Below are 17,997 nucleotides of genomic sequence, written 5' to 3'. Positions count from 1 at the left end.
GTGGGCGGGGCAGGCTCGGCGATGTGCTGCGCGACATGCATGCGCAGTGGGTTCAGCGTCTCTAGAACTCTGTGTGTGCCTGTGGTTTCCAGGCTTTTCGGGCGCGGCGTGGCCGTGTGCGGTCGCCGTCCGGTGGTCCGAACCTCGGGGTGAGGGGGTGGACCTCGGTGGCGTGCAGGTGGTGGAAGCCGGTCCGCTCGGCGGCGCGGGTGCGCCGCCGGCAGGTTCTGTTCGAGAGCCGCATCCGGCCGACTGGAAGAAGGTCTTCCGGCCGGTGGGGTGCGGGTACTCCATGACCTGGCACCTGCCCGGACAGGGCTGGTGTCGTGGTGTCATGCCCCGCCGGACGCTGGACTGCCCCCGAGGTGGGGGTGGTGGCGGGGACCGTACGCGCATCGGGCATACGGCGGGAAGTCGTCGGGCCCGGGGCCTGTGCCGGGGCAGCACGCCGGGCGGACTGGTACCGGGGGCCGGTGGGCCTGCTGGGCGTGGGGTGCCCCTTGCCCGGGGTGGCCTTCGGCCCGGCCGGGCGGGGTGGGGCCGTCTCGGCGCGGCGCAGTCGGCGCAGGCGGCGGGTGGCCTTCTTCGGGCGCCTCACCAGGCGCACGGTGCCGTCCACGGTGGTGCGGATGGTCCGGGCGCCGGTGGTGCGGTCGGTGAGGGTGTGGGTCTGGGCGAGCAGGCCGCGGGAGACGATCCGGCGGGCGGCGGCGTGATCCCGGTCCATCGACAGCCCGCAGCCCGCGCAGTGTGCCCACTTCCAGCCGCGTTCGGCGAGTCGGTCGGGGGCGGGGTGGTGGGTGAGGGTGTTCAGGCAGCCGGGGCACAGTGTGGAGGTGCCCCGGGCCGGGACGGTGACCACCGCGATCCCCGCCTTCGCTCCCAGGTGCCGCATCGCCTCGGCCACCGTGCCGCGGACCTGCCCGGACAGCCGGGCGTTGCCCTTGCGGTGGCCGCGGGCTTCCAGGGTGGTGAGGTCTTCGAGGTAGATGACGCTCGCGTCGAGCGCTGCCGCCTGGTCGACGGCCCAGCGGGCCGCCGCCCAGGCCAGCGCGGCATTCAGCTGCCGGATCCGGGCACACACCCGCACATGCTCGGCTTCCAGCACCCGGGCCCGGTCGAGGTGTTCGCCCCAGGCCGGGTGCGGGGAGCCGAGCCCGTCGGCCAGCGCCCGGTAGTGGTCACGCTTGGCGGCGAGGTGCTCGCGGTGGCCGCGCAGCCGGTGCAGGGCGGCACTGACCGTGGTGGCGTCGAAGACCAGGGGACGGCCGTCGGTGACCACCCGCCTGGCCGGGCCCTGGCCGGTCAGGCGGCCCAGGACGCCGGTGAGCAGGGTGTTGACACCCCAGTCGAAACCGAGTGCCACGGTATGCCCGCTCGTCTTGGTGGCTGGGGCGGGCCGGGAGTGTGGCAGGTCGACGGCGATCCGGCCCGTGCGGGTGGTGCGCAAGGTCGGAGTGTGCAGCACCGCGTCCGCCGTGACGGTGCCGGGCAGCCGGATGTCGATCACGTGCCAGGCCCAGTCCCGCCCCGTGGCCGGGGCGGCGCGCAGGGGGAGTTTGACCCGCAGCCGGGCGGTGACCTCGTCCACCCGGGCCAGGGTGACCTGCTGGCGGTCCATCGCCGCCAGCAACACCTGCCCAGCCACCCGGGGCGGGCCCTCCAGGACGCACAGCCCGGCGGGCAACTGCCCATGCTCGGATACGTATGCACGCACCTGGCGGGTGCGGTTGCGGATCTCCGCACCACTCACCCCGGCGGGCAACAGCTTTCGCAGTGCCGTCCACTCCGCCTCGGTGCGCCGCCGCGGATCATCCGGCCAGGTGGCCAGGACCGCGGCCACGATGCCGCGCCGGTGCAGGGCCAGCCGCAGCGTGCGGGCCGCGTACTCCTCCACGCCCCGGCGGACCCGGTCCGAGACGTACACCCCCGCCGGGGACGGCACATCCTGGGGCCAGTTCAAGCGGCGCAGCGCCATCCACCCCTTGGACGGCAGCGCCTCGCCCCGCTCATCCACCCCGGCGGCCAGCACATCCAGGGAATCCTCATCCCACCGGGCAGCCACCAGAGCACCCGTCAGCGTCTGGCTCAACTCCGCCAGAAAACCCACCCGTTCCAGCAACACCCGCTGCCCGACCCGCTCACCACTGCCCTCCAGCACACCGGAGAACGCGGTGCACGTGGCCGTCGCCATCAGCCTGGCCATGCCCGCCACCCCGCTTTCCCGCACGCGTCCGGTCATCTTCAGCAGCGGCCGCATCCCGGCACTCCGATCGGCCTGACGACCGACCATCACACAAAGACACGGCCTTCCCGCACCCCGAGGGTGCGGGAAGGCCGGGAAGGTACGGGAAGACCACGATCGTCGGCATCCGACGAGGACGAGACGGGGAACACCCGCATCTCTCAAAGCCGAGGAAACCCTAACCAGCCAGGATGAAAGCAGTGGCAGATCCTGAGGATCCGCACCGATGACACGAAATAGCATCAACCAGCCCGCTCAAGCCAAACACCCAACAGTTGAAGACCCTCGCGCCTGGGCAGGGCGGGCGCCTCCCGCGACCTGGTCGCGATGGCCACCGCACGGTTGTCCTGATCACCCACCGGCTCGGCTCCACCCGCGCCGCCGACCGGATCATCGTCCTCGATGGCGGGCACCTTCTGGAGGAAGGGACGCATGAGTGACTTCTCCAGAAGGACGCCGGGTTCCACGCACCGAGGATCGTGGTCGTCTCGCAGCGCAGCCGGCCCAGCCGCCGGTAGCGGTCGCCGTAGGGCGCGTACGAGCCGCAGGGGTGTTGCAGGGCGACGGCGATCACGTCGGAGTTATGAACAGCTCGCATGTCTCAGGCCCCCTCCTGTCTCATCAACACACAGGTGGAGCCCGCGGATGATCCAGTACGGGCCGCGCAGCCGAGTGTCTCAGCGATAACCGGGATCCGTTGCTCGTTCGTGACCTTCGGGCCCGACCTACGAATACTTGGTGTTGTCGCGTCGGCATGCATGTCCGCCTCCTGAAATCACGCCCCGCGTGATCGCGAAGACCTTCTGGATCAACCTAGGAGTACGGACCTGTGGATAAAGCGCGTGCAGGTACAAGGTCATCTGTCGGTGTAGCGGGCTGTGTTGTCCAGGCGCGTGGAAACTTCACCTCAGCCGCTCGTCCACATGTATGGACGTCGGCTCCGGCACACCCGCCGAAACGGTCGAGGGTCGTCGCCGTGCTGCACGAGGCGGGACCAGGAAGCGGGCCGCGGGAGCCGGTGCCCGCCACCAGTTGGTCTTCGTCGACCGGGTGGTGGCCACGCTGATCCATCGGCGGCACGACCTGCCGCACTCGGCACTGGGCCTGCTGTTCGGCGTCGACCGCTCCACCATCACCCGTGCGATTGCAGAGATACGTACGCTCCTGGCCGAGCGGAGGTGCGCGGTCCCCGACCGCCCCGGTCTGCGATTACGGACTCTGGCCGACGTGTTCGCCTATGCCCAGGCCGAGGGCACCGAGCTGCGGCTGGACGCCACCGAGATCCAGGTCCGCCGGCCAGCGGCTGGCCGCGGCGGACGGCGCGCATTCGTTTCCGGGAAGAGGAAACAGAACACCATGAAGGCCACTGTCATTGCTGACTGGCGGGGCCGGACGTTGTGGACCGACACCCTGCGGCCTGGTCGTATGCACGATGCCACGGCCGCCCGCAACGAGGGCATCGCCGTCTGCTTCCAGCACTTCCCCGACGTCGTGGTCCTCCTGGACGACGGCTACCTCGGCCTGCGCCGCCGCCACCGCGGGCAAGCGATCACACCGCCACGAAAACCGCGTCCGGGAGCACTGCCCGGCAGAATCCAGCAGTGGGAACGCGACGCCACGAACACTCCTCCGACCGCATCAGCATCGAACACGCCCTCGCCGACCACAAACGCTGGAAGCAGCTGACGCCCTGGACCCACCGCCGCGACCGTCTGCCCGACACCTACCGCGCCATCGCCAGCCTCGTCTCCGACCGCGCCACCACCTGAAGACAGGTCACGACCAGAGCGCGGCGCGGGCTCGGCGTCGTAGACGGCTCCCAGGGTGGCCATCCGCTTCCTGCCGTGTTTCTCCCCGCAGGCCAGGCGGGTCTTCATCGCGTTGCCGCCCTTGGCGGCAACAGCCCTGGCGGTGTCCGCGCTCGGTCGGCGTGCGGACGGCACGCCGACGCCGCCCCCCGGCGAGGCCGGGGAGCGGCGAAGTGTGAGGCCGTGGCTCCGGCGCTGCACGGTCAGCTGCCCTGCAACCTCGCGAGGTTGATCCGGCCACCCTGCAGCTGCGCGTGGTGCGGGGCGGCAAGCGAGGCGTCGGTGATGTACAGCTCGGTGCCGCGCACGGCGGTGGCGGTGGGGCTGGCCAGCCCGTCGGCCGCAGTGAGCACGGTGACCTTGGTGCCGTTCGGGTAGACCATGTCCACCTTGTTCTGCGTGTTCACCGCGACGAACACAATGTCGGAGCGGGAGGACAGGAAGTTGAAGTCGTCAATGCCCACCTCACCATCGGTCACCTGGTGGATGCAGCCCGGCTTCCCGGCAGCGGTCACGGGAATCCGCAGCAGGGTGCCCGTGTCGAAGTTCGTGACCCACACCGCCCCGTTGTGGTAGCGCAGCCCGTTCACGCCGAACTTCAGCGAAGCCGTCGGGTCCGGCGCGAGAGCCTGGTCGGTCAGCCACGCCCTGGCTTGGCCCCCTGCGACCGGGACGGCCCAGATCGTGCCCTTGAGGCTGTCGGAGACGTAGAGCGTGTGTCCGGCAGGGTCGATCGCGAGCCCGTTCGGCAGGCCATCCGCGGGCAGGGCCGCGACGCGGCTGGGGTGGCCGCCCGGGGGCAGCTTCCACACTCCTGCGCGCGAGGCGTCCTTGGACCACACGTTGTAGTAGATGGTCCCGTCGCTGCCACGGGTGTTCCCGGTGAAGCCGTCACCGAGGACGCCGGTCACCAGCACAGTCTTGTGCTGCCCGTTGGCGCTCAGCCGGACCAGTTCCGGCCGCTTGCCGGCGTAGCTGCCCAGCATGGAGACAGTGAGCGTGCTGTCCGGGTTGACGGTGATGTTCTCCGGTACCTCCCCGGCGGACCAGTCGAACGGGGCGACGGTCTTGACGGCGGTGACTACCGGCTTGGGGTGTTCCCGCCCCCCGGCGGCCGACGCGTAGGGGGCCGACACGAAGACGGCCGCTACGGCAGCTACGGCCGCAGCGAGGTTGAGTCTCTTGCTCATGGGCTGGGTTCTTTCTCTTCGCTGTTGTGCTGCGCTGTGCGGTGCTGTGCGGTGGCGGATGAAGCGGCCGTGAGCCGGGTCATCGCAGGGGTGAGGCCGGGGTGGGGACCACACGGGTGATGACGGACTTCTCGGGGATCAGCAGGTCGTAGACGACCGGACCGATCTCGTTTTTCCAGCGGTCGTGCTCGTACACGGCCGCGTACAGGGCCTCGCTCTGGGCCTCGTCCTCGAACCGGCGGATCCACACGTAGCCGTCCTCGTCCTCGGCGTCGACGAAGGAGGCGGTCACGTCCATGCCCAGCGAGGCCTGGAACGGGATGACCACGTCCTCCATGTAGCGCACCCACTCCTCGCGGCGCCCGGGCTGCGCCCGGTAGCGGCGGATCTCGTAGTACACGGTGCTGCTCCTGACTGTTTGCAGGGATGGTCAGTCGGTCACGGTGAGGACGACCTTGCCGCGGGTGCGGCCGGCCTGGACGTGTGCCTGGGCCGTGCCGACCTGCTCCAGCGGGAAGATCTCCTCCACCTCGACGGCGACCTCACCGGCGTCGATCAGGCCTGCGATCGTGGTCAGCGCGGGACCGTCCGGCTCGACCAGGTATGCAGTGAGGCGCACGCCGGCCGCCTCGGCGGCCTGGGCCAGGTCCGGGGAGACACCGGACGGTACGGCGACCAGCAGGCCGCCCGGGCGCAGGACCTTCAGCGAGCGGGTGCTCGTGTTGTCGTGGGCGTCGCCCACCAGGTCGATGACGACGTCGACGTCCTTGACGACGTCCTCGAAGCGCGTGGTGGTGTAGTCGATGGTCTCGTCGGCGCCGAGTTCCTTGAGCCAGGGGTGGCGGGCGGCGCTGGCGGTGGCGATCACGTGGGCGCCCAGGTGCCGGGCGAACTGGACCGCGAAATGGCCCACTCCGCCGGCGGCGGCCGTGATCAGGACGCGCTGGCCGGCCTGGACGCGGGCGGTGTCGACCACGGTCTGCCAGGCGGTCAGCGCCGCCAGCGGCACGGCGGCCGCGTGCGCGTGGTCGAGGGTGGCCGGCTTGCGGGCCCACTGGCGGGCCGGTGCGGTCACGTACTCGGCGTAGCCGCCGGCGGCGCGCGGGAACCACGGCATGCCGTACACCTCGTCGCCGACCTTCAGGGTGGTGACGCCGAAGCCGACCTTCTCGACGACGCCGGAGACGTCCCAGCCGAGGATCAGCGGGAGCGTCTGCAGCCCCGCCATTCCCTGACCCTCGCGGGTCTTCCAGTCCACCGGGTTGATCCCGGCGGCGTGCACCCGCACCAGCACCTCGGTCGGCAGCGGCTCGGGGCGCGCGACCTCCTCGACGGTCAGCACCTCCGCTCCGCCGAACTCGCTGATGGTGACCGCCCGCATGGTGTTCTCGCTCATGGTGCCCTCGCTCATGTCCGTCTTGCTCTTCCTTCAGCGGGGACCGCGTCCCCGCTACACAAAGAGTGGTGTGTGCTTGCCAAGGCGGGTTAGTGGCCGGAGGGCCACCTGTCGTACCATTCCGGCCATGTCGCATCGTGTCGCTGTTCTCGCCCTCGACGGAGTCCTGCCGCTGGATCTGGGCATCCCGGCCCGGGTGTTCAACGAGGCCCGTAAGCCGGACGGGACTCCTCTGTACTCCGTCGTCACCTTCTCCCTCGGCGGCCGGCCGGTGCGCACGCACGAGGACTACCGGATCGTCGTCGACCACGACGAGTCGGTGCTGGAGAGCGCGGACACCGTCGTCCTCGCCACTCAGGAGCCCGGCGAGGACCTGCTCGCGACCGGCGCGCTTCCCGGGGAACTCGCCGCGGCGCTGGACCGGATCGGGCCGCGGACCCGCATCGTCAGCCTGTGCACCTCGGCCTTCCTGCTCGCGGCGGCCGGTCTGCTGGACGGCGTCCGGGCCACCACACACTGGACGCTGTGCGACGAACTGGCGCGGCTGTTCCCCGACATCGAGGTCGATCCGGACGTGCTGTTCGTCGACAACGGACGCATCCTGACGTCCGCCGGCGGAGCCGCCGGCATCGACCTGTGCCTGCACCTGGTCCGTCTGGACCACGGAGCGGCGGTGGCCTCGGCCGCCGCGCGGCGCTGCGTGGTGGCGCCATGGCGCGAGGGCGGCCAGGCGCAGTTCATCGAGCACCCGGTACCGCAGGACACCGACCGCTCCACCTCGGCGACCCGCCAGTGGGCGCTGGACCGGCTGGCCCAGCCGATCACACTGGAGGACATGGCCCGGCACGCGCACATGAGCGTGCGCACCTTCACCCGGCGCTTCCGCAGCGAGGTGGGCAGCAGCCCACTGAAGTGGCTGGCACACCGACGGCTGGCGCACGCGCGCCTGCTGCTGGAATCCACCGACCTGACCGTCGCACGGATCGCCACCGCCTCCGGCTTCGGCGACCCCGTCGCCCTGCGCAAGCACTTCCACACGCACCTGGGCCTGTCACCACTGGCCTACCGTCGCGCCCACAACGCACCGGAGCTTATGACGGCACAGTGACCACCCAGCCGGGCCATGGCCGCGACAACACCCCACCAATCGCCCGGCGCATCAAGTGACCCACGCAGAGGAAGGCGCGAGACTCGTGGCGCTCACCCGGCGGATCCGGTGCTGGACGTTGGCCATGGCGGCCACTCACCCGTCTCTAGCCACGGTGCCGCGGTGGCGGACAACAGGCTTCGCTGATCCTGGGCGAGCTGGACAAAAACCAGGACAACGGCCGCTGAGGACAACGACGAAGCGCCCTGCTGGTGACCGGCGGGGCCCTTCGTTTTGCCTGTTCAGGCGGCTGCGGAGGATACGAGATTCGAACTCGTGAGGGGTTGCCCCCAACACGCTTTCCACATGTTCGTCTGGGGGTTCTGGGCCGTACGGCAACGTCCTGACCTGCGGTGCAGCTGGTCCCGGCGGGGGTCCTGAACGGTGCTGTACGCCGGTGAATGCAACCAGAACTGCAACCACGGAAGTGGAGCAGCGTGAGTGTGTCCAGCTTCTGCTCGTGGTTCCTGGTCAGCGGGGGAATCGCCTCCTTACTCACCGTTCTGCGACCAGGCCGCGGTGAGCGCGGTACGCTGACCGGACCGGCTGCGGGAAACAAAGAGCACGTGGTGCGCATACCGCAGTATGCTTGCCGCTATGGCTGACACCACACGCATCACGGTGACACTCCCCACCGAGCAGGTGGCGGAGCTGAAGAAGATCACGGACAACATTTCCGGCTACGTGGCCGAAGCGGTCGCCAGACAGATCCGGCACCAGCTTCTGGGGGCCGACCTGCGCAGCCACACAGACGAGCACGGGGCCTTCAGTGAGGAAGAGCTGGCCGAGGCGCGGGCGCGGATCTTCGGTACCACGCCGGCCGCCGGCGGCGCGAGCGCCGCGTGAGCGGGCATATTGAGACTGTCGTCCTGGACGGTGAGGGACTGTCGGCCTGGGTGGCGCAGGACCGGAAGGTTCTGGCGATGTTCCAGGTGTTCCACGACATGGGAGCGGACCTTGTCGTCGGCGCCAACACCATCGTGGAGGTGAGCCACGCCAGGGTGAACCTGCCCCGACTGCAATGGGCGCTCTCCCGGGTCAAGGTGGAGCCGGTCACGGAGGCGGCGGCCAAGGCGGCGGTACAACTGCTCAAGGGCGCCGGTCTGCATGGACACAAGTACGCGATCGACGCCACCGTTGCCGAAGTGGCCTTGCGTCAGCCTGGCCCGGTCGCCATCCTCACGTCGGATGTCGATGACATGACCCGGCTGTGCGGCAGCAAGGTCCGGATGATCAGGCTATGACTGCGACATCAACACCGTTGCGTTTACCTCCGTGAGCGGTTCGCGAGTCCGTGTTCGAAGAACGTGACGGTGGTGCGGACGGTGTAGTTCTGGCTGGTCGTGGGGTGTTGTCCGGCGTTCGGTCCGTACTTGCTGGTGGGGTTCTTGCGAGTGCGGGGCTTGATGCGGTGCCGGCGGCGGGTGGGGTGTAGGGCGTCGAGGACGGCCCGGCCGATGGTGCCGGTGAGATCGGTGGGTCCGGCCGGGGACAGGATCCCGGTCGCGCTGACGACTGTGTCGGCGGCAGAGCTGAGCAGGACGGTGAAGCTGATGCGGTCCATGTCCAGGCCGGGCCGGGTGCAGGCGGTGTCGGCAGCGGCGCGGATGAGTGCCTGGTAGGTGGTGAGCAGGGCGTAGACCTCCTGGTCGATGCCCTCGAGGCTGCGCGAGCGCAGGAGCCGGCCGTCGAGCATCGTGGCCTTGATCGAGAAATACGTCGTCTCGCTCTGCCACCGCTCGTGATAGAGAGTGATCAACTCGGTGGCGGGTTAGCGAGCGGAGTCCAGGAGGCTGGTGAGCAGGCGCCACTGTTCGCGACGCACAGTGCCGTCGGCCAGGGTGACGGTGACGTCGGCCTCGATGACGCGGACGGTCAGCAGGGCAGGCAGGACGCCGTAGCCGATCCGGGCCAGGTAGGAGCCGTCCGGCAGGTGCCCGGCGGGGGTGGGCACCCGACGCGCGGAGGAACGCACCAGGAACTGCGCGCCGGTGGCCTGGACATCTGCTGCGAACTCGTTCGCGTCGAAACCGGCATCGGCCAGCAGGAGCATCGTGCGGTCCAGCGCACTCAACAGGCGCCCGGCATACGTCAGTTCGCCGTCACTCTCAGGGCCGAACGCGGCGGCCAGGACGGCACGGGTGCCGCACTCGACCAGCACCACGAGCCTCAGCAGCGGGTAGCCGAATTCCAGACGGTCACCGGCACGTTTCAGGTAGCGCCAGGTGATCGCCGGTTCGTCGGGCGTGTGCAACAGGGTCCCGTCGACGGCTGCTGTCCGCAAACCCCGCCAGAAGGCGCCGGCCTGGCTGCGGTGAGCGACGGGCCCAGCGAGGGTCTCGAACAGGCACCGCAGCGGCGTGACCCCTATCCGCCGCCGGGCCCGGGACAGCGATGAGACCGCCGGCCGCACCAGAGCCAGTCCCTCCAGGCCCGCCACCAGCCTGCCCCACACGGTGCGGTACGAGTCATGCTCGAACAGGCCCAAAGCGAGGACGAAATACACCACCACCCGCGAGGGCAGCAGCCTCAGCCGTCTCTCCCGCGTCCCGGTCTCCTCCAGCACCGCGTCCACCAGGGCGAAGTCCATCAAGATCCAAACGCAACGGTGTTGGCGAGGCCGGCTATTCGTGATCTTCGGTGTGCAGGACCGCCACTCCCTTGCGTCCGAGTCGTTTCTTCAGTGCGAGGTTCTCCGCGTAGAGGTTCGCCGTCACCGTGGCGAGGGCGTCGAGCTTTCCCTGTTTCTCGGCGGCTTGCGCCTTCGCCTCGCGCAGCTGCTTGCGGAGCTCGGCGATCGTCTCGTCACGCTGAACCTCGCCGGGTGTGCGCAGCACGGGGCGGGCGACCTGCGCGTCCCACTCGGCGAGGATGTCTTCGGCGCGGTGCACCGTTGCGTGGCTGACCTGTGCTTCGCGGGCGAGGTTCTCCTTGGTGAGCGCGCCGTTAGTGTGCAGGGGCTTGCCGGCCAGCAGCCGGGCCATAGCCGCTCTCAGTTTCTCGGCGGACGCTGCGGATACCGGCATCAGGCGGTGCCTTCCTCTTCGAGCGCGCGGGTGATGCGCTGGACGTCGGCGAGACGGATGAAGACCGCCTCGCGGTTCGGGGGCGACAACCGCGGGTCCTTGGACAATGCGGTCAGGTCGTCCTCTTCCGCGGCCCAGTACGGGGCGTGGGCACGGGTGATGGTCGAGTCGCGGCAGCGGGCCGGCTGGCAGGCGCCGATCAGCGGGGCCAGCCCGCGCTGGTCCTCAGGGAGCTCGTCCTGGCACTCGGCCTGCGGGGCGTCGAACATGCAGTGGTTGACGGTGCCCAGGTGGAGGTTGGGGAACTCGTCGGCGAGCAGGGCTTCTTCGACCCGTTCGTCGGCGATCTGCGCCCGTAGCTGTGGATCGTTGTCGATGGTGGCGATGACCTTGTCGAGGCCGTCGTGGAGCCGGGCGGCGCCAGGGCCGACCGCGACGCGCTCACCCTGGCGGCGGCCACGCAACAGATCCACGAGTTTCCGGGCGGCGGCCTGCTGCAGTTCGGTGTCGAACTCCTTGGCCCAGCTCGAGTCCATCTGTGCGTACGCCTGGGTGGTGCGGTTGGCGAACGCCCGGCGCGCGGCGTGCTTGAGCTGGAGGCCGAGCGCGATCTCCGAGTCGGGTTCACGTCCGGCGAGCTGCGACATGGTCTTGCGGAACATGTGCGAGCGGACGTGCGAGGGCGGAATCTTGGCCAGGCCACGCTGGTGGGCGATGGTGTTGACGCCGTTGATGAAGAAGTCGATCTCGGCCTCGGATTGGATTTCGGGCTCGGTGTGGTTCTGCTTTCCGGTGGGCGGCGCCAGCGCCACGAACAGGTGCGTGGAGTGCCAGGACAGCTCCTCGAGGACCGTGAGAGCCTCAGCGACCGGCTCGATGACCCACCAGTGCAATTCCGGGCGCGCCGGGTCCATCTTGGTCTTGCGGGAGACGATGGCCGGGGAGCCGAAGTAGGTACGTACCACAGACCTTGGTGTCCTTGCGGTGCGGCGAGGCGTACGGGTTGCGGCAGTTGACCAGGCCCATGTCCAACTCCCCCGACCGCATGGCCCTGGCCTGCCCGGTGTCCAGCCCGAGGTCTTCGGCGACCTCGGGCTCCTCCAGATGCTTCTCGGCCTCCTCGGTGACGAGCACCGGGCGCGCGGCCGTACTCATGCGCTCGAAGACCCACTTCTGGGCCCGGTTGATCGCCCGGCCGGCCAGGATGTGCGCGGTCGTGCCGTGCGCGTAGTGCATGCGGTACACCTCGACGTGGTGGTCATCTCCCGCCAGATCACTCACCGTGCCGCCGAGCGCGACCGCACGTACGACCTTGGTCGTCTTACGCAGTCGCCGGATCTCGAAAGGCCTGGAGATGTCCAGGGGTTTCCCTGCGGCGTCGCGCTGCTGGGCGATCCAGCTGCCGAAGCGTCGTTCGCGGTTCTTGAACTGGGCGACTTCCGCGTCTAGAACACCCCTGTGGCGTCGTTCCACCGCCAGGAACAGCCAGGGCTCGGCATCGGGGAAGACCTTCCGGGACAGCTCGGTGGCTGCAAGGAGCCGGCGCAGCAGGCCCGGCACGCCCCAGGCTCCGTCCCCGGCGAACTCCGTCGCCGTCTCCTCCTCCGGGCCGGGGTCGGGGTGCAGGTCTGCGCGGACCCGGTGGGCACGGCTTTTACGCTGGACCAGGCGCACGCCGCCGTCGGTGAACTCGATGTCGGGCAGCTTCAGGCCGTGGAGTTCTTCCGGGCTCGTATCGCTCATGCCCAGCAGCAAAAGCACCCGGAACGCCTGGAGGTCCATCTCGGTCGGGAACAGCAGCGCGCTCAGTTCGGCAACGAGATAGCGGAAACCTCGTTTGAGGAGGGTGCCGTCGGGCCCGGTCGGCAGCAGCGCCTTCACCGGCTCCGGCCAGCTCAGCACGTTCTGAGGGAACTGCGGCTCGAGCACCTCCACGATCAGCAGCCCAGGGCGGGTCGCCGCCCACACAAGGTTCTCCGGCACGTGCCACCCGCCCTCGCGGGGATCGACACCGCGGGCCAGCAATGCCCGGCCCCGGGCGAGACGCGCCTCGAGAGCCCGGACGGCACCACGAGCCGCGTCCCGCAGAGCGATCCGCTCGGCGTTGGAGAACTCGTCCAGCGGCTCGCTCCTCTGCGGCGGGTAGGCGGGCGGGGCCTGGGCACGCAGTCTCAGCGCCTGCGGTATGCCCGTGTCCTTCAGCGCGCGCTGCTCGATCAGCGTCAGCAGGCTGTTGGTCTTCACATGAGGGGAGTTGGAGCGCAGTCCGTGCTGTTGCCGCAGGTCTTCCTCCCACGCGTGGATGACCTCGACAAAATCCACTTCGTGGCCGTCCAGGCGGACGTCCGCCGGGTCCATGCCGAGAGTGGGCAGATGCCTGTCGACGAACTTGGCGAAGCTACGCACCGCCTGGGCCAGATCGACGCCACCATCGGTCCGCGCCATCGCGCGGGTGTACGTGATCCACTCGTCGGCCAGCTGCGCCGCCAGGGTTCTGCACCGGTACTTCGCCGGATCCACGGTGCGCCTGGCCTTCACGCCCCGGCGTGTCCAGGTCAGGGTTCGGATCCCGATGTGGTCCGGCTCCCGGGCGGGCGTCGGCTCCGGGGCGCTGCTGCGCACGCGCTGCTTGCGCTCGCCGCGGCGGGGCATCAGGCTGCCCTCTGTTCGGCGATCGCGGCTGCGTAGTCAGCGTACGTGGCGTCCCGGTTGTTCCACTCCGCGATCGCCTTCGCGACCAGCGCGTTGGTGTCGCGCATGTACCGCAGGTACCGCAAAGTCGAGCTTGGGCTCCGGTGGCCCAACAGGGCCTGCAGGATCAGCAGGGGATTTCGCGAGATGTGGTCCGTCAGGTAGCCAGTGTGCCCGCCGGCCAGGTACTCCTCGGCTTCCTCCTGGAGGATCAGCTTGGTCAGCAACCGCAGTATATAGACGGCAAAGGTGTGCCGAGTGTCGTGGATCCGAACCTCGCGCGGCATGACGAAGCCGACCTTGCACTCCTCGCTCAGCCGCAGCGCGCGCAGGTGCGCCTCGTCGAATATCTGCTCCCACCGCTGCCTGGTCGGCATCCTGCCGCCGCGGCCGACGAACAGAGCCATCGGTTCAAGTCCGTGATCACCCTCGATGACGGCGAGGCGGCGCCTGTCGGCGTTCATGCTCTCGACGCGGAAGGTACGGCTCCGACCATCGAGCTTTCCGCGCAGCTTCATCCGCCGAAGGTCGATGTCGTCGACGATGAACAGCTCCTCGCGGCGCCGCCACAGCGCCTTCGCCGCGGCCCGGACCTGCGCAGCCCTCTCGGTGCGCCGGTACATGTCCAGCTCCCGCAGCGTCGCATCCTGGACGGTCACCGTGCGGGGCAACCCGTACTTCGCGATCGCCTGCAGCGCCACCTCCGCCGGGGAACCATCCCGGCGCGGCGGCCCAACCTCGATGTCCAGCAGACAGCTGAACTCCTGCAACCGCATCCCCGTCGTGATCGCCAGCTCCGGTGCCGCGCTGTTGCGCAGCGGGGAGTGCCCCCGAAACGCACGGTCCACGCGGCCGTCGGGCAGACAGCCGCGCAGCCCCACCTGCTTGAGGAAGTTCCACTGCCGCCAGGTCAGATGACGCACGTCCAGCTGAGTGGTCGCACCCCAGGACAGCACGTCGCGGCCGTTGCGGCGGCGGAAGTACGGGCGCTTGTCGATCAGCTTCTGGTCTTCGGCCCACCCGTAGAAGCCGTTGATCATGGCGCGGCGCCGCTTCCATGTCGCCGGTGCATCGGGCGACTCGCGGTGCTCGGTGCAGTCCTCCCGGTACGCCACGAGGTCTTCCTCGATCACCGACAACAGGTCGACCGGCGGGTCAAGCTCGTTCTCCAGGTACTCGGTCAAGTCGAGAGCGTCGTACGTGTAGTCCTGCAGCGACTTCGCCTTCAAGGTCTTCGCCATCTCAAGGAAGAACGAGACCAGTGGCTCCGCCGGGCGCATCTGTGAGTCGAAGAAGAATGGAGTGCCCTCCTTCAGCGCACCCGGCCGAGACACGTACGCCATCGCGTCGAGGTCGACGCCGGGAGGCGCCTCGTAAAGGCGGCGCACCTTGCTGCGTGAGACAAAGAAGTAGTCCACCCAGTACCACCATGCTCATGAGACATCCAGGGACCAGGAAGCTAACAGCCGCACCTGGGGCCTCATGTCACTCATGAATCGCTACTGAGACATCTGGACTTCCTTTGCATAATCGGGCCCGTGGTCGTCACCCGGGCGCGGGTGGGCGCGCTCAACGAAGGGGCCGGCCCGGACGGCGATGTCCTGGCAGCGGCCGGGGGTCCAGGACTCCGGGTCGCGCAGGGCGGCGAGCATCGCGCGGTAGGCGTCGACGGCGGGCCGTCTGGGCCACGCAGGCGGCTGATGACGGCGCTGAGGACGTCGGCGAGTTCCGGGCTGACCAAGAGGAGTCGTTCGGTGTCGGTCTTGGACGGGGCGATCTGCAGCAGCGGTACGACTTCGCCGCTGGACGGAAGCCGGCTCCTCGTCCCGCACAACATGCCGTCGGCCCGAGGGACACCCCGCATCAGCTCCGTAAACAGCGACCAATCCGCGCATTTCAATCGGTGGCCAGGGCGCCCAGGAGAGCTGGACGGCCACACCTGGCGGGCCACTGAAAGCAGCCCCTATTCAGCCACATCCGACCCTCCCGGGCCAACCAACAACTTACGGAGCCCTGTTGCAGGGCCATGAAAGAGGAGACGGGGGCGAAGCGTGCGGTAGGTAGCGAGAAGCAGTCACTTGACGCAAGCCAGACCTGGGCCCCTACGGAAACATGATCGGTAGATGCTGTTGACAGATCAACCAAACAGGCAGATCGTTGATGCATCAACCACTGCGGGGCGCGCCAAGAGCACCGCGCCAGGGAGGGGAACCTTCCGTGTCCAAGGAGGCAGAAACCATGACGGACACCGACAAGAACAAGCAGCTGTCGGCCGCGATCACCGGCGCCGGCAGCGGTCTGGGACGGGAAGTCGCCCTCAAGCTGGCCGCCAAGGGCTACCGGGTCTTCGGAACCGCCCTGTCGACGGACGACGTCACCGACCTGGACAAGGCCACCGGCGGCGCAGCCATCCTCTCCGTCGTCGACATCACCGACGAGGACGCGGTGGGCGCATGGGCGGACAAGGTCACCGAGGAGCTCGGCCGGAACGGTCTGGACCTGCTCATCAGCAACGCCGGCATTCTCACCCCCGGCCCCCTCGAGGTCCTCCCGCTCGCCGAGGTCAAGCACGAGTTCGACGTCAACGTCTTCGGCGGCCTGTCCGTCATCAACGCCTTCCTGCCCGCCCTGCGGGCCGCGCGCGGGCGCATCGTTTTCATCGGGGCGATGACCGGCCGCTTCCCCCTCCCCTTCAACGGCCCCTCCAGCGCCTCGAAGGCGACCCTCGAGGCGATCGCGGACATCTACCGCGCCGAACTGAAGCCGTTCGGAGTCGACGTCGTCATGGCCCAGGCCGGCAACATGCGCACGGGCGGCCCGGCCAAGACCGCCGCCGCGCTCCAGCGGGTCGCCGACGCGATGACCGACGAGCAGCGTGCCCTCTATGGCGAGGCGTTCGGCATGTTCACCGACGCCCTCAACTCCATGCAGAGCAGCGGGCTGAGCGCGGAGGCATCGGCCGACCGGGTCATCGAGTTGGCCGAGCAGATGCCCGCCCCCATCCGAGGCGCCGTCGGCGAGGACGCCGAGGAGATCCTGCGCCTGGTACGTGAGAAGTCCGACGCCGAACTCGACACCCTGCGCCTTCAGCTCGTCGGCCTCGGCGACAACTGATCAGTTCCACCCGTACAACCAGGACCACCCGTACAACCAGGACCACCCCATGTTCAGCGAAGCCATCCACCGACTCACCCACCGCAAGTCCACGGAAGAAACCATGAACACCACCCAGCCCACCAGCCTTGACGGCTTCCACACCACCGCGACCGCCCAACGGGCCGACGAACTCGCCCGTTCCTTCGTCACCGCCGTCAACGCGCAGGACTACGCCGCCCTCGACGACATCCTGGCCCGGGGCTTCCTGTCGTACTCGGTCGACGGCGTGCGCAGCCGCACCGCCACGAAGAAGTACTACGCGGCCCTCCACGCCTCCTTCTCGCACCTGCACTTCGAGGTCCACGACAACGTCGGCGTCCTCGTCGAGAACGACCTGATCGCGCTGCGCACCATCGTCACCGGCAACCACACCGGCGCATACGCAGGAGTGGCGGCGACCGGCAAGCCCATTCAGACGTCGGTGTCGCACATCTTCCGTTTCCGCGACGACCGCCTGGTCGAGCACTGGCAGGTCATGGACACGTACCGGATCCTGGTCAGGATCGGCCACCTGCCCGGCGTGGCCGCGCAGTTCCAGCAGCTGCTCGGCGTGCCGGAATCCCCGGAAGGCATCTTCGTCGAGAAGCCGGGAACCGAGTTCGGCGCGCCCCGCAAGGGCCGCGCTGCCACTCGTGAGGAGTCGCGAGCCACAGGACGGCGCCTGTACGACGGTGCCATCACCACCGGCGTAGCCGAGGACGTTGACGCACTGGCCGAGGACTACATCCAGAACACCGGCTGGACCCCGGACGGCCGCCAGTTCTTCGGCAACGCCTGGGCGATCGGGCGCGGGGCGATGCCGGACGGGCTCGCGGTACAGACCTTCGTCGTGGCCGAGAACGACCGGGTCGCCTCGATCAGCGTCTGGGACGGCACCATCACCGCCAGCGGCACACCAGTGGACTTCGCGTCCGCAGACTTCCTGCGGATCGAGGACGGGGTCGCGGCCGAGCACTGGGACACCGTGGACTACGTCCGCCTCTACCAGTCCTTCGGACTGCTGCCCGAAAACGTCTGACCGGGACTGACAGCTGCTTCCGTCCGGCGCCCCCACTCCCGGCACACCGGGCGGCAGTCTCCGGTGAGGACCGATGCCGTCAACGCCTTCCACAGCTCGCCCTGCGCCGAACTGAACGAGCCGGCGCGAGCAGGACCAGCACGCCCCACGGCTGGCGACACAGTCAAGGAGCGTACGACGGCTCGCAAGTCGCCCCTTGCCGCCCGGATTTAGTTGAACAATCAATTTACAAGGTTGATGCGTCACCGGTTGCACGAGGCGTGCAGCGATCCCGCCCGATCGCCCCGAGCGCCGACGCGTGTCCACGTCATGAACAGCAC

16 protein-coding genes and 2 pseudogenes are annotated in these 17,997 nt (G+C 69.0%); 6 read left to right on the top strand and 12 right to left on the bottom strand.

Features of this window, described 5'->3' with window-relative positions:
- Nucleotides 1–61 precede the first annotated feature (61 nt).
- Both OG747_RS51950 and OG747_RS51945 read right to left on the bottom strand, forming a co-directional pair.
- A complete protein-coding gene (locus OG747_RS51950) occupies nt 62–2,260 on the bottom strand; it encodes a zinc ribbon domain-containing protein (protein ID WP_331765226.1) in 2,199 nt (732 codons plus the stop codon).
- 227 nt (nt 2,261–2,487) lie between these two features.
- A complete protein-coding gene (locus OG747_RS51945; RefSeq protein WP_405886436.1) occupies nt 2,488–2,679 on the bottom strand; it encodes a hypothetical protein in 192 nt (63 codons plus the stop codon).
- Between the two features lie 493 nt (nt 2,680–3,172).
- Between OG747_RS51945 and OG747_RS51940 the strand changes: the two are divergent.
- Nucleotides 3,173–4,014: pseudogene (locus OG747_RS51940) on the top strand (transposase family protein).
- A gap of 242 nt (nt 4,015–4,256) precedes the next feature.
- Here the strand turns inward: OG747_RS51940 and OG747_RS51935 are convergent.
- The 3 genes from OG747_RS51935 to OG747_RS51925 all read right to left on the bottom strand — a co-directional run bounded on the left by OG747_RS51935 (nt 4,257) and on the right by OG747_RS51925 (nt 6,639).
- Nucleotides 4,257–5,243: an SMP-30/gluconolactonase/LRE family protein gene (locus OG747_RS51935; RefSeq protein ID WP_331743090.1), complete on the bottom strand. Its 987-nt coding sequence runs from the start codon at nt 5,241–5,243 to the stop codon at nt 4,257–4,259.
- A gap of 79 nt (nt 5,244–5,322) precedes the next feature.
- Nucleotides 5,323–5,643, bottom strand: coding sequence for an NIPSNAP family protein (locus OG747_RS51930; protein WP_331743093.1), 321 nt, complete (start codon nt 5,641–5,643; stop codon nt 5,323–5,325).
- A gap of 30 nt (nt 5,644–5,673) precedes the next feature.
- The gene (locus tag OG747_RS51925) at nt 5,674–6,639 is read right to left on the bottom strand and encodes an NADP-dependent oxidoreductase (protein ID WP_331765410.1); all 966 of its coding nucleotides are present in this window, start codon (nt 6,637–6,639) and stop codon (nt 5,674–5,676) included.
- Nucleotides 6,640–6,766: 127 nt separating this feature from the next.
- Between OG747_RS51925 and OG747_RS51920 the strand changes: the two genes are divergently transcribed.
- The 3 genes from OG747_RS51920 to OG747_RS51910 all read left to right on the top strand — a co-directional run bounded on the left by OG747_RS51920 (nt 6,767) and on the right by OG747_RS51910 (nt 9,030).
- The gene (locus tag OG747_RS51920) at nt 6,767–7,747 is read left to right on the top strand and encodes a helix-turn-helix domain-containing protein (RefSeq protein ID WP_331743097.1); all 981 of its coding nucleotides are present in this window, start codon (nt 6,767–6,769) and stop codon (nt 7,745–7,747) included.
- 636 nt (nt 7,748–8,383) lie between these two features.
- Nucleotides 8,384–8,632: a hypothetical protein gene (locus tag OG747_RS51915; RefSeq protein ID WP_316771341.1), complete on the top strand. Its 249-nt coding sequence runs from the start codon at nt 8,384–8,386 to the stop codon at nt 8,630–8,632.
- On the top strand, nt 8,629–9,030 hold the full coding sequence (locus tag OG747_RS51910) for a DNA-binding protein (protein ID WP_331743104.1): 402 nt from the start codon (nt 8,629–8,631) through the stop codon (nt 9,028–9,030). The genes OG747_RS51915 and OG747_RS51910 overlap by 4 nt, the downstream gene beginning before the upstream one ends.
- Before the next feature lie 23 nt (nt 9,031–9,053).
- Here OG747_RS51910 and OG747_RS51905 read toward each other — a convergent pair whose 3' ends face one another.
- The 7 genes and pseudogenes from OG747_RS51905 to OG747_RS51875 form a co-directional block, all read right to left on the bottom strand.
- On the bottom strand, nt 9,054–9,545 hold the full coding sequence (locus tag OG747_RS51905; RefSeq protein ID WP_331743107.1) for a hypothetical protein: 492 nt from the start codon (nt 9,543–9,545) through the stop codon (nt 9,054–9,056).
- A 12-nt stretch (nt 9,546–9,557) separates the two neighbouring features.
- Nucleotides 9,558–10,376 (bottom strand): transposase domain-containing protein, encoded by an 819-nt coding sequence (locus OG747_RS51900; protein WP_331744949.1) that lies wholly within the window; start codon nt 10,374–10,376, stop codon nt 9,558–9,560.
- 34 nt (nt 10,377–10,410) lie between these two features.
- Nucleotides 10,411–10,812 carry a hypothetical protein gene (locus OG747_RS51895; protein WP_331743110.1) on the bottom strand — a complete coding sequence of 134 codons (402 nt, stop codon included), beginning with the start codon at nt 10,810–10,812 and terminating at the stop codon, nt 10,411–10,413.
- Entirely contained in the window at nt 10,812–11,777 is a 966-nt protein-coding gene (locus OG747_RS51890; protein ID WP_331765225.1) for a hypothetical protein, read from the bottom strand. The genes OG747_RS51895 and OG747_RS51890 overlap by 1 nt, the downstream gene beginning before the upstream one ends.
- Nucleotides 11,674–13,464, bottom strand: coding sequence for a hypothetical protein (locus OG747_RS51885; protein ID WP_331765224.1), 1,791 nt, complete (start codon nt 13,462–13,464; stop codon nt 11,674–11,676). The genes OG747_RS51890 and OG747_RS51885 overlap by 104 nt, the downstream gene beginning before the upstream one ends.
- Nucleotides 13,464–14,921 (bottom strand): recombinase XerD, encoded by a 1,458-nt coding sequence (locus OG747_RS51880; RefSeq protein ID WP_331765223.1) that lies wholly within the window; start codon nt 14,919–14,921, stop codon nt 13,464–13,466. The genes OG747_RS51885 and OG747_RS51880 overlap by 1 nt, the downstream gene beginning before the upstream one ends.
- 257 nt (nt 14,922–15,178) lie before the next feature.
- Nucleotides 15,179–15,319: pseudogene (locus OG747_RS51875) on the bottom strand (site-specific integrase); the annotation flags it as partial.
- Between the two features lie 422 nt (nt 15,320–15,741).
- On the opposite strand from OG747_RS51875, the gene OG747_RS51870 reads away from it, so the two are divergent.
- Both OG747_RS51870 and OG747_RS51865 read left to right on the top strand, forming a co-directional pair.
- Nucleotides 15,742–16,617: an SDR family NAD(P)-dependent oxidoreductase gene (locus tag OG747_RS51870; protein WP_331743121.1), complete on the top strand. Its 876-nt coding sequence runs from the start codon at nt 15,742–15,744 to the stop codon at nt 16,615–16,617.
- Nucleotides 16,618–16,666: 49 nt separating this feature from the next.
- Nucleotides 16,667–17,677: an ester cyclase gene (locus tag OG747_RS51865; protein ID WP_331743123.1), complete on the top strand. Its 1,011-nt coding sequence runs from the start codon at nt 16,667–16,669 to the stop codon at nt 17,675–17,677.
- Nucleotides 17,678–17,997 lie beyond the last annotated feature (320 nt).

This window comes from Streptomyces sp. NBC_01384 (assembly GCF_045040035.1).
In the GTDB taxonomy this organism is placed as follows: Bacteria; Actinomycetota; Actinomycetes; order Streptomycetales; family Streptomycetaceae; genus Streptomyces.
The sequence above is the reverse complement of the archived record's forward strand: the minus strand, read 5'-3'. Positions and strand labels throughout refer to the sequence as shown.